The sequence below is a fragment of the Alcaligenes sp. SORT26 genome, assembly GCF_017377875.1.
Taxonomy (GTDB): domain Bacteria; phylum Pseudomonadota; class Gammaproteobacteria; order Burkholderiales; family Burkholderiaceae_B; genus Alcaligenes; species Alcaligenes parafaecalis.
Genome location: NZ_CP070975.1, coordinates 3,035,879 through 3,047,373 on the forward strand (window position 1 = coordinate 3,035,879; position 11,495 = coordinate 3,047,373).

Consider the following 11,495-nt stretch of genomic DNA (forward strand, 5'->3'; position numbering starts at 1 on the left):
TACATCATGCCATGGCTTGGCCTTTTCGGCTGGGTAATTGATGTAGTCATGCTCAATGGTAGGCACATGATGGATACTTTTGAACTCGTCATCCGGGACATCCAGAACGCATCCCCGCTGATTCGCAGTTTTACGCTAGAGCCTGCCCAGGCCGGTTCCCTGCCCGCGTTTGCGCCGGGTTCGCACCTGCAGGTACAGATTCCTGATCTGAACGATCACCGCTGTTATTCCCTGATTTCGCTGGATGCCGACACGGCACAGGGTCCAAGCTGTTACCGTCTGGGCGTGCGCCTGGAAGACAATAGCTCGGGTGGTTCGCGCTTTATGCACAGCCTGAAAGTAGGCGATACGCTGCGTGTGGCAGGTCCCAAGAACGATTTCCCCCTGCATGCCGCTGCCAATGGCGAAACCGAAACCGTGCTGATTGCCGGTGGTATCGGTATCACCCCGATTGCCAGCATGGCCGCTGCCCTGCATCACCAAGGCCGCCCTTACCAACTGCACTACGCAGGTCGCAGTGTGGAGCAACTGGCCTTTCTGGACGAGCTGAGCGCCCTGTCCGGCCCGGCCCTGCGCCACTACGCCGACGATAGCGAAGGCCGTTTCTGCCTGAATACCTTGCTCGACGGCCTGTCCAAGGACCAGCACATTTACGTCTGTGGCCCCAAAGGCATGATTGATGCCGTGATCGAAGCCTGCAAGCAACGCGGCTGGCCTACCGACCATGTTCACTTCGAGCTGTTCATTACTGCCGCTCCCCAGGAAGGCGACCAGCCTTTTGAAGTGGAACTGCGCCAAAGCGGTGTCACCCTGCAAATTCCCGCCGACAAGACCATTGTGGACGTGATGGAAGAGCAGGGTCTGGACCCCATGATCGACTGCAAGCGCGGCGAGTGTGGCGTCTGTACCTGTGATGTGATCGAAGGCGAGGTTGACCACCGCGACTATTTCCTGAGCGACTCGGAAAAAGCCAGCAACAAGGTCATCCAGATCTGTATTTCCCGTGCCAAGACCCCGCGTCTGGTGCTGGATCTATAAAGCCCTAGGGCGACGGAGAACATGATGGAAAAGTATCGTGATAATCCCCAGGCCATCCGCGAATTGGTACGCGAGGCCGAGGTCCACAAGGATTTGTACATCAACCAGGAGCTGTTTGAACTGGAGATGGAGCAGTTGTTCGTCAATACCTGGGTCTACGTTGGTCATGCCAGCCAAGTCCCTAATAAAGGCGACTTCTACACCACGACAGTCGGTACTGAGTCCGTCATCATGGTGCGCCATACCGATGACAGCATCCGTGTGCTCTACAACCGCTGCCCGCACAAAGGTGTGCAAGTGGCGGGCGAGACCTGTGGCAACACGGGCAAATTCTTCCGTTGCCCCTACCACGCCTGGACCTTCAAGACCGACGGCTCCCTGCTGTCTATCCCCTTGAAGAAAGGCTACGAGAACACCGGCTTTGAATGCACCGAAGGCAGCAAGGGCATGGCGGCGGTACAGAACGTCAAGGTGTACCGCGATTTCGTGTTCTGTCGCCTGGCCGACGAAGGTGTGAGCTTTGAGGACTTCTTTGGCGAGTCCCTGAGCACCATCGACAATATGGTGGATCGCTCCCCCGAAGGCCGCCTGGAAGTGGCCGGTGGCGTGATGCGCTACATGCACCAGTGCAACTGGAAAATGCTGGTCGATAACCAGACCGATACCTGTCACCCCATGGTGGCGCACGAGTCTTCGGCCGGTACGGCAGTAAAAGCCTGGGAAGCGGCCCCTCCGGGTACACCCAAGCCCATGGCGGTTGAGCTGTTTGCTCCTTTCATGTCGCCTTACGAGTTTTACGAAGGCATGGGTATTCGCGTGTGGGAAAACGGTCACGGCCATACCGGCGTGAGCAATTCCATCCACGCTGATTACTCCGAAATCCCCGGCTACTGGGACCAGATGGTCGAAGCCTACGGTGAAGAACGTGCCAAAGCCATTTTGGGCGACACGCGTCACAACACCTGTTACTTCCCCAACATCATGGTCAAGGGCCCTATCCAGACCCTGCGTTTGTTCAAGCCGCTGGCCGCAGACAAGACCCTGGTGGAGTCCTGGACCTTCCGCCTGGTGGGTGCCCCTGACACCTTCCTGGAACGCACCCTGATGTACAACCGCCTGATCAACGCACCGACCTCCATGGTCGGTCACGATGACCTGGAAATGTACGAGCGTGCCCAGCACGGTTTGCAGTCGCGTGGTCGCGACTGGATGAACCTGGCCCGTCTGGTGGAAAAAGATGAAGACCAGCAAAAGAACGTGGTGATTAACGGCACCAGCGAAATGCAGATGCGCGCCCAGTTCCGCGCCTGGTTGAAGTTCATGCTGCCCGAGCAGCAGGCCAAGAAAGAAGAGGAATAACCATGAGCGAAATCAGCCGTCAGGCCCTTATCGATTTTGTGTATGCGGAAGCCCGCCTGCTGGATGAACAGCGCTACGAGCAATGGCTCGACCTGTTCACCGAGGATGGCTACTACTGGATGCCCTTGGCGCACGATCAGCAGGACGCCCGTTTGCACGCGTCCCTGATGCACGAGGACAAGCTCTTGCTGCGTATCCGTGTGGAACGTCTGGCAGGCCGCCGTACCTTTTCCCAGCAGCCCAAGAGCCGCAGCCACCACTTGCTCCAGCAACCCACTGTGGAAAGCATGGACGAGGAAAAAGGCGAATACACCGTGCGTTGCGCCTTCCACTACACGGAAACGCGTGGCGACAACCAAGATATCTATGTGGGTTGGAATACCTACACCCTGGTGCGCCAGGACGACGCTTTGAAGATCCGTCTGAAACGGGTGGATCTGCTTAATTGCGACGCGCCTTTCGGCAATATCCAGTTGTTTATGTGACAGGACAGGAGAATTTTTGATGGCCAACACCACGGTCTACCAGGCTTTTCGAGACACCGCCCAACAATGGGGCGACAAGCCATTTGTATGTACCCTGCCTGAGACCGCCGAGATCTACGGTATTGAAGCGGGCGAGCTGACTTACGGTCAGGCTCTGGAGCGTATCGACGCCTTGCGCGCTGGCTACGCGGCTGCTGGCTATGGCCACGGTCACCGCGTCGGCATCTTGCTGGAGAACCGCCCTGTGTTCTTCCTGCACTGGTTTGCACTGAACAGCCTGGGCGTGTCCATTGTGCCGATCAACCCGGACCTGCGCGCTGCCGAGCTGGAATACCTGATTGGCCATTCGGAAATGATCATGGCAATTGCCCTGCCCAGCCGTCACCAGGATCTGGTGGAAGCGGCTCAGCGTGCCGGTCAGCCTTTTGCCATCATGGCCGATGGTGATGTGCCTCCGATGGTGGAGCGCGCCGCCTCCCGTTCCTGTGACATTCCTGATGAAAACAGCGAATGTGCCCTGCTGTACACCTCCGGCACCACAGGCCGCCCCAAGGGCTGCATGTTGGCTAACCAGTACTTCCATTACGCCGGTGAGTGGTATCGCGACATTGGCGGTCTGGTCTCGCTGGAGCATGGCAAAGAGCGCATGCTGACTCCGCTGCCCCTGTTCCACATGAACGCGATGGCCTGCTCGACCATGGCCATGATCAAGACCGGCGGCTGCCTGATCTCCCTGGACCGTTTCCACCCACGTAGCTGGTGGGATTCGGTGCGTGAGTCTGGCGCAACCGTGGTGCATTACCTGGGCGTGATGCCAGCCATTCTGATGAAGGCCGAGGCCAGCGAAAAAGACCGTCAACATAGCGTGCGCTTTGGTTTTGGCGCCGGTGTGGACCGTGGCCTGCATCCTATCTTTGAAGAGCGCTTTGGTTTCCCTTTGCTGGAAGCCTGGGCCATGACCGAAACCGGCGCGGGTGCCAGCATCATCGCCAACCACGAGCCACGTCACATCGGTACTTCCTGCTTCGGCAAGGAAATGCCCGTGGTGGAAGTGCTGCTGCGTAAAGACGATGGCGAACCTGCTCAGGCCGGTGAAAACGGCGAGCTGCTGGTGCGCTCGGCCGGTGACAACCCACGCTACGGCTTTTTCTCCGGCTACTGGAAAGACCCGGCGGCAACTGACGAAGCCTGGGAAGGCGGCTGGTTCCACACAGGCGACATTGTTTGCCGTGATGAAGAAGGCTACCTGCACTTTGTGGACCGTAAAAAGAACGTGATCCGTCGCAGTGGCGAGAACATCGCTGCCGTGGAAGTGGAAAACATCATGCAGCAGCACCCGCTGGTGCGCTCCATTGCCGTGGCCGCTGTGCCCGACGCCATCCGTGGCGACGAAGTGATGGCGCTGGTGGTGCCACACAACCCAATCGAAACCCAGGAACAGCGCGAACAGGCTGCCCAGGAAATGGTGCAGTGGGGTCTGACCCAACTGGCCTACTTCAAGGTGCCCGGCTACGTTCTGTTTGTGGATGCCCTGCCTCTGACCTCGACCAACAAGATTCAGCGCGGTGAGTTGAAAACAGTGGCCCTGGCCGCTTTGGAAAACCCGGCCTGCGTGAACACGAATCACCTGAAAAAACGTCAGGAGGCCTAAGCCCATGGCCTTGCCGCAAGCAGCCCGCCAGGGCTATGACGATGTGGTGCTGGTCGCTCCGGTGACCATTCCCTACGAGCGCCATTCCGAGCAGACCGCACATTGGTGGCTGGGTGCGGCATTGGGCCAGTTGCTGGCCCAGTCCGGCCTGAAAAAAGCTGAGGTTGATGGTGTGTGCGTATCCAGCTTCACGCTGGGTTCGGACAGTGCCGTCGGTGTGATGCAGCATTTTCAAATGAGCCCGCGCTGGCTGGACCACATTCCTATGGGTGGGGCCAGTGGCGTAGTTGCCATGCGCCGTGCTGCTCGTGCCGTGCAGTGTGGCGATGCGTCCATCGTGGCGTGTATCGCGGGCGATACCAATCACCGTGAGTCCTTCAAGAACACGGTGTCGGGCTTCTCGCGTTTCTCGCAGGATGCCGTCTACCCTTACGGTGCCGGTGGCCCCAACGCCAGCTTTGCGCTGCTGACGGACTACTACATGCGTCACTACGGTGCCACGCGTGAAGATTTCGGCAAGCTCTGTGTCGCCCAGCGCGACAATGCGCTGCGCAACCCGCATGCCCTGATGAAAAAGCCGCTGACGCTGGAGCAGTACATGGAGGCGCGCGTCATTGCCGACCCCATCCATCTGTTCGATTGCGTGATGCCTTGCGCCGGAGCCGAAGGTTATCTGGTGATGCGTCGTGAACAGGCCGAAGCACTGGGCCTGCCTTATGTGCGTATTCGTTCCACCATCGAGCGTCACAACGCCTTCCCTGAAGATGCTGTACAGCATCGCGGTGGTTGGGCCATGGACAAGGATGCGTTCTACGAGCACGCGGGCCTGAGTCCGGCAGACGTGGATTTCATGGAAACCTACGATGACTACCCTGTCATCAACGTCCTGCAGTTTGAAGACCTGGGATTCTGCGCCAAGGGCGAAGGCCCGGAATTCATTCGCAAGAATACCTTTACCGTAGATGGCAGCTTTCCCTTCAATACCAGTGGCGGTCAGTTGTCGGTAGGCCAGGCTGGCGCTGCCGGAGGCTATTTGGGTCTGGTTCAGGCTCTGCGCCAATTGACCGATACCGCAGGCGATACGCAAGTGGCCAATGCCCGTATCGGTCTGGTGTCCGGCTTTGGCATGATTAATTACGACCGTGGCATTTGTACTGCTGCGGCCTTGCTGGAACGGGGGCAGTAATGAGCGACACCCAAATTTTGCCACCCGGCGCACGCAGCGCTACGGCAGCCGGTCTGACCGAAGCCGCCCAGCGCGGCGAATTCGCCCTGCAAGTGTGTCCTTCCTGCGGCACGGTGCAGTATCCCGCCCGGGACGTGTGCGGCCATTGCCTGCACACCACGCTGAACTGGAAGGCCGTGGCGGACACAGGCGTATTGCGTGCCACCACGACCCTGCATCACAGCAACGAACCCTATTTTCAGGCACGACTGCCCTGGCGTATCGGCACCGTTCAACTGGATTGCGGCCCTTTTGCGATCGCCCACTTGCCCGAAGGCGGGCAGGCCGATGAAAAAGTGCGCCTGAGTCTGGAACTGGATGCCGGTGGCGTAGCCGTGCTGGTGGCGCGCCCTGCGCCTTGAATTTGCCTGGAGACAATCAAGATGACACAAGCTCAATACACCGCCATTGTGACGGGCGGCAGCACCGGTATTGGTGAAGACATTTGCCGCAAGATGCTGGATCAGGGTTACACCGTGATCAGCATGGCACGCAATGTACTGCCCTGGACGCACGAGCGTCTGCACTGCGTGCAGGTGGACTTGCTGGATGCCGTGGCAACCGAGAAAGCCGCCAAAGACATTGCCGAGCGTTTTGAAGTAACCCACTTCATCCACAATGCAGGCGTGATCTGGCCCGCCTTGCTGGACGAGGTCAAGCTGGAAGACTTGCAGGGCCTGACCCAGATTCACCTGGGTGCGGCCTTGCAGATTACCCAGGCGGTGGTTCCTGGCATGCGCGAGCGCCATTTTGGCCGCATCGTGCTGATGTCCTCACGTGGCGCACTGGGTCTGCAAACCCGTACCGCCTATGCCGCTACCAAAGCTGGCATGCTGGGCATGGCTCGCACCTGGGCGCTGGAACTGGCTGACCAGGGCATTACCGTCAACGTGATTGCCCCCGGCCCCATCACCACCAATATGTTCTACGACGTGGTCGAAGCCGGTAGCGAGCGTGAAGCCAAGCTGGCTGCTGCGATTCCCGTGAAGCGCCTGGGCCGTGCGGATGACATCAGCCGCGCCACCATGTTCTTCTCGGACCCTGAAAACAGCTTCATTACGGGTCAGACCTTGTATGTCTGCGGTGGTGCCAGCGTGGGTACCTTGACGATCTGATCGACTGGCAACGGGACTGCCCGTGATCGTGCTTTGAGTGCGTTCGGGAACTAGTCCATTTGCTTGGCAGCATATAAAACCCCCTTGGTTTTCCAAGGGGGTTTTTGCTTTTGGATGGCACAACACCCTTGATGGACTATCTGTTCCAGCATGTCGGGCGGCGACTGTCATTTAAACAAACGGCTGCAGGGACCGTCTTGATTGGTGGCGGCTGGTTGGCGGTGCCTGGGTTTTTTGCCGCCTAAGTTTTTTTCTTTGTTATAGAGACCGATTTTGGCCTTTTGTCCCCGGTTTTTGGTGTCAAAAGTCGCTGTTTCAGACCTGCTCATATCGCATGGAAGTATGCCCAACACTTGAAGGGCCTGTTCAGTTTCGACTCTTTTTTTGTCACATGAAACGCATGGGCCTCAGGGTTTGCTTATCGGTCTGGATGCTGCCTGATTGCTAGTCGGCTGATTCTTTTATTGCCCTTTTTAAAGCCAATGTTCGCTTGCTCGACATTGCGCCAAGCCAGCACTCACGCCTGCTCCAGCGGTTTTTTCCAGCTCTAGCACAGGACAAGCGAGCTGGTTTGTGACCGTATTTCTTGCTATGTGAGATAGAAACCACGATTCCATGATTTTGGATGGAATTAAGGGTTTCTTTCTATTTACCTGGATTTGTTCATCTATAAACTATTTAGAACAGAAATATAACAATGCACCCCTGTTTTCAGGAGTGCATGATGACCCAAAAAACAGGCCTTGTCGGGCCAAAATAAGTGGAGCTGTAATGAACGACGATCTGCCAGGAATGGAGCTGGTGCGTTCACGTGGAGTAGTACGAGTTGTAGAGACAATTCTGGATACTGCCTGTGTGGTCATCTTGGTCCTGATGACAGGGATCACAACCGTGGATGTAATAGGCCGGTATGTATTCCATGCCCCTTTATTGGGTGCTTATGAGGCCAGCGAACTCTTGCTGGGCGTGCTGATTTTTGCGGCCTTGCCGCGTGTCACCTGGCACCAGCAACACTTGACCGTCAGCCTGATTGACGCCTGGCTAGGCCCAGTGGCACGTCGTATCCAGCAGTTCGTGATCAATGTCACCTCCACCGTCATGCTGGGTGTGCTGACCGTGTATCTGTGGAATCACGCTAATGAGCTGGCCGGCTATGGCGATATGAGCAATGCCCTGCAAGTGCCCATCGCACCCTTTGCCTACATCATCGCCATCATGACCGGCATCGCCACCCTGGCCTCGCTGCTTAAGATTTTTAGCTCTCCCAGCCGATAAAGACGGAGTTTTTTCATGTTGATTTCTATTATCGGACTGGCAGTCCTGTTGGGTAGCTTGTTTCTGGGTTTGCCCATTGCCTGGGGTATGTTGCTGGTCGGCACGCTGGGTTTTGCCTTCTTTACCGGCATGGAAGCGGCCCTGACCATGGCAGCGCAAACCAGCTACGACACAGCCATGAGCTACAGCTTTACCGTGCTGCCGCTGTTCATTTTGATGGGCAATCTGGTCAATGCCTCGGGCTTGTCCAAAGACCTGTACAAAGCGGCTAACGCCTTTATCGGTCACTTGCGTGGTGGTTTGGCGATGGCAACCATTGTTGCCTGTGGTGCCTTTAGCGCGCTCTGTGGTTCCAGTATGGCCACCACCGCGGCCATGGGCCGTGTGGCCATGCCCAATATGCGCAAGTACAACTACGACGATCGTCTGGCTACCGGCAGTATTGCGGCGGGCGGCACACTGGGCATTCTGATTCCACCCAGCGTGATGATGGTGGTCTACGGGATTCTGACCGAAACCGATATCGGCAAGCTGTTTGCGGCGGGTTTCCTGCCCGGCATGGTCGCCATGCTGATGTACCTGGTCACGGTGATGATCATTACCGCGATCAACCCGAATTTGGGCCGTCCTGGTGAAAAAGCCAGCTGGCGTGAGCGCTTTGAAGCGACCAAAGGCGTGATGGCGATCACTGTACTGTTTATCGTCATCATGGGCGGTATTTACGGTGGTGTGTTCACCCCAACAGAAGCCGCTGGTATTGGTGCCGCTGCCACTTTCTTGCTGACTTTGAAGCGTCGTGGCTGGAAGCCTCGCATGTACCTGACGGTGCTGATTGAAGCCGCTCAAACCACGGCCATCATGTTTGCCCTGGTGATTGGTGCTCTGGTCTTCACCAACTTCCTGACTGTGGCCGGTTTACCCAATCAGTTGCTGGGTTTCATCCAGGGCATTGATGTCTCGCCCATCGTGGTGATTCTGATCATTTGTGCCATTTACCTGGTTCTGGGTTGCTTCCTGGAAACCATGTCCATGGTCATGCTGACCGTGCCTATCTTCTACCCGATCGTGGCCTCCTTGGGCTTTGACCTGGTGTGGTTCGGCATCATCGTGGTGGTGGCTGCTGAAATCAGCCTGATTACCCCACCGCTGGGCCTGAACATTTTCATGATCAAGAACGTGATGCCCGATGTTCCCCTGGGCACCATCATCCGGGGTGTTGCACCCTTTGTCATGATGGATATCTTGCGTTTGTTGTTGCTGGTGTTTGTCCCCTGGATTGTTCTGGTCATCCCGAACAGTATGTAAACCTGGCCCGGATGCAGGTGTGATCCGGGCTGTAGTAAAGCCGCCAAGCGTACAGGCTCAGGTCTTGTTGTCAGTCTTTCAGGCGGCCAGAACGCCGGGTTGTAGTAGCCCGGCAGCAAAATAATTTACGAGGAGTCGAGATGCGTGTTTTCAAAAAATTGGCCTTGAGCCTGGGCCTGGCTGCAGCAGCCCTGGCACCGACCATGCCTTCGGTTGCGGCTGAAGTCACCACCCTGCGTTTTTCCCAGTGGATGCCTCCAGGCCACTTCATCGTGACCAATATGTTCGAGCCCTGGGCCCAGGAAGTGGAAAAAGCCACCGAAGGCCGCGTGAAGGTGGAATTCATCAACGCGCTGGGCAAGCCACAGGCTCACCTGGATCTGGTGCGTAACGGCATTGCCGATCTGGGCATGTCGGTACACAGCTACACGGCTAACCGCTTCCCGCTGATCGAATTTGCTGAATTGCCTTTCACGACCGATGACGGTGGCGTGAACTCGGTCGCTTACTGGCGCACCTACGAAAAATTCATGATGGGTGCCAACGAGCACAAAGGCGTGAAACTGCTGGGTATGTGGACCAGCCCGGCCACCGTGATCTTCACCAGCCAGGACAATGTGCAAAGCATTGACGACCTGAAAGGCAAGAAGCTGCGTTCGCCTAGCCCCCTGTTTGATGCTGTCGGTAAAGCTCTGGGTATCGTGACCGTGAACGCACCGGCATCGGACAGCTACGAAATGCTGTCGCGCGGCGTGATCGACGGTATGTACTTCCAGTACGACCAATTGGATAACTGGAAACTGGACAAGCTGGTCAAGACCGCCGTGTCCGTGGAAGGTGGCTTTGGCAAATCCAGCCAGTACATGTTCATGAACGAGCGCAAGTGGAACAGCCTGTCTGAAGCTGACCGTGCTGCCATCGAAAAAATCAGTGGTGAATGGATTGCCAATGACTTCGGTTCCAAATGGCAGGCTGCCGAGCAGCAAGCGATTGAGAAGCACACGGCTGCTGGCCTGAAAACATTGCGTATCGACGGCGCAGCGGGCGAGCAAATGAAAGAGCGTCTGGCCTTTGTTGAAGAGGACTGGATCAAAGCTGCTGACAAGAAAGGCGTAGACGGTAAAGCCGCTCTGGCCTACTTCCGCGAGCAGATCAAAGAGCTGAGCGCTGTCAAGTAATCGCTAGCAAGAGACACACTACAGTCTTGGCCCCGCTTTCCTTTGGGAGAGCGGGGTTTTTTTTATTAGCAGTGATCAATGCACAGGCCGTTGCCGCGCACCTTCGTGCAGCTCAAGGCCAAAGGCGAGCAGTTTCCCACCCGGTGCCTTGTGCATTACGGGTGTAGCGCAAACGCTTGTGATTCCGGTCGGATGCACCTTGCCAGAACTCCACCACCGTAGGGGCAAGCGCATAGACACGCCAGCCCGGCTCTACATGATTAGGATGGGCATCCAGATAAACCTGCGCCTGCGCCAAGCGCTGATTCAGTTCAGCCTCATCGTGCAGAATTTCGCTTTGCCTGGAGGCAATCGCACTGGCGCGTGAGCCTATGGGACGGCCTAGAAAGTCGTCAGCACAAATTTGTTCCGACAAAATATGGGCATGACCCCGTAAACGAATTTGCTTGCCTAGTGCAGGCCAGTAAAAAGTCAGAGCTGCCTGAGACTGAGCATCCAACTGCCGCGCCTTGGGGCTATTGCTCTTGATCGCAAAATGCCAGCCATCCTTGTCCACATTCTTCAAAATCAGCACGCGAGCATCAGGCCAACCGTCCTCATCTACCGTGGACAGAGTCATGGCATGTGGTTCTCGAACCCCTGCTGCCAAAGCTTCGTCCAGCCACAATACAAAGGCCTCCTCGGGAGTGTTGGGCATCGAGGAAACATCCAGTTCTGGCAAAGGCGCCTTCAGAGAGGGAATCTGGCGGAGCTTATCTTTGATGGGCAAACCATGGGATGCAGTAGAAGACATAGAGGCAGCCAGTAGAGAGAGAGCAACGGCTTTTGAGCGAATACTTAAAAAAATCATCCTACTGATTTTTA

The 11,495-nt window shown here is 56.7% G+C and carries 11 protein-coding genes; 10 read left to right on the top strand and 1 reads right to left on the bottom strand.

Going from position 1 to position 11,495, the window contains the following annotated elements; genetic code table 11:
• Window positions 1-69 precede the first annotated feature (69 nt).
• From JYG33_RS13875 to JYG33_RS13920, 10 genes are all read left to right on the top strand, one after another.
• The gene (locus JYG33_RS13875; RefSeq protein WP_207875866.1) at window positions 70-1,038 is read left to right on the top strand and encodes a PDR/VanB family oxidoreductase; all 969 of its coding nucleotides are present in this window, start codon (window positions 70-72) and stop codon (window positions 1,036-1,038) included.
• 24 nt (window positions 1,039-1,062) lie between these two features.
• A complete protein-coding gene (locus tag JYG33_RS13880) occupies window positions 1,063-2,397 on the top strand; it encodes an aromatic ring-hydroxylating dioxygenase subunit alpha (protein ID WP_045930501.1) in 1,335 nt (444 codons plus the stop codon).
• Window positions 2,398-2,399: 2 nt separating this feature from the next.
• On the top strand, window positions 2,400-2,882 hold the full coding sequence (locus tag JYG33_RS13885) for an aromatic-ring-hydroxylating dioxygenase subunit beta (RefSeq protein ID WP_094195171.1): 483 nt from the start codon (window positions 2,400-2,402) through the stop codon (window positions 2,880-2,882).
• 19 nt (window positions 2,883-2,901) lie between these two features.
• Window positions 2,902-4,533 carry an AMP-binding protein gene (locus tag JYG33_RS13890; RefSeq protein WP_207872758.1) on the top strand — a complete coding sequence of 544 codons (1,632 nt, stop codon included), beginning with the start codon at window positions 2,902-2,904 and terminating at the stop codon, window positions 4,531-4,533.
• A 4-nt stretch (window positions 4,534-4,537) separates the two neighbouring features.
• Complete coding sequence (locus tag JYG33_RS13895; RefSeq protein ID WP_207872759.1) at window positions 4,538-5,719, top strand: thiolase family protein; 1,182 nt, start codon at window positions 4,538-4,540, stop codon at window positions 5,717-5,719.
• Window positions 5,719-6,120, top strand: a complete 402-nt coding sequence (locus tag JYG33_RS13900) for a zinc ribbon domain-containing protein (RefSeq protein ID WP_108727031.1) — start codon at window positions 5,719-5,721, stop codon at window positions 6,118-6,120. Before JYG33_RS13895 ends, JYG33_RS13900 begins: the two co-directional genes overlap by 1 nt.
• Window positions 6,121-6,141: 21 nt before the next feature.
• Window positions 6,142-6,873: an SDR family oxidoreductase gene (locus JYG33_RS13905; protein WP_207872760.1), complete on the top strand. Its 732-nt coding sequence runs from the start codon at window positions 6,142-6,144 to the stop codon at window positions 6,871-6,873.
• Window positions 6,874-7,644: 771 nt separating this feature from the next.
• Complete coding sequence (locus JYG33_RS13910) at window positions 7,645-8,148, top strand: TRAP transporter small permease (protein WP_207872761.1); 504 nt, start codon at window positions 7,645-7,647, stop codon at window positions 8,146-8,148.
• 15 nt (window positions 8,149-8,163) lie between these two features.
• Complete coding sequence (locus JYG33_RS13915; protein WP_207872762.1) at window positions 8,164-9,453, top strand: TRAP transporter large permease; 1,290 nt, start codon at window positions 8,164-8,166, stop codon at window positions 9,451-9,453.
• Between the two features lie 140 nt (window positions 9,454-9,593).
• Window positions 9,594-10,631 (top strand): TRAP transporter substrate-binding protein, encoded by a 1,038-nt coding sequence (locus JYG33_RS13920; protein ID WP_207872763.1) that lies wholly within the window; start codon window positions 9,594-9,596, stop codon window positions 10,629-10,631.
• A 112-nt stretch (window positions 10,632-10,743) separates the two neighbouring features.
• Here the strand turns inward: JYG33_RS13920 and JYG33_RS13925 are convergent, their stop codons facing one another.
• Window positions 10,744-11,424, bottom strand: coding sequence for a pyridoxal 5'-phosphate synthase (locus tag JYG33_RS13925; protein ID WP_207872764.1), 681 nt, complete (start codon window positions 11,422-11,424; stop codon window positions 10,744-10,746).
• Between the last annotated feature and the right edge of the window lie 71 nt (window positions 11,425-11,495).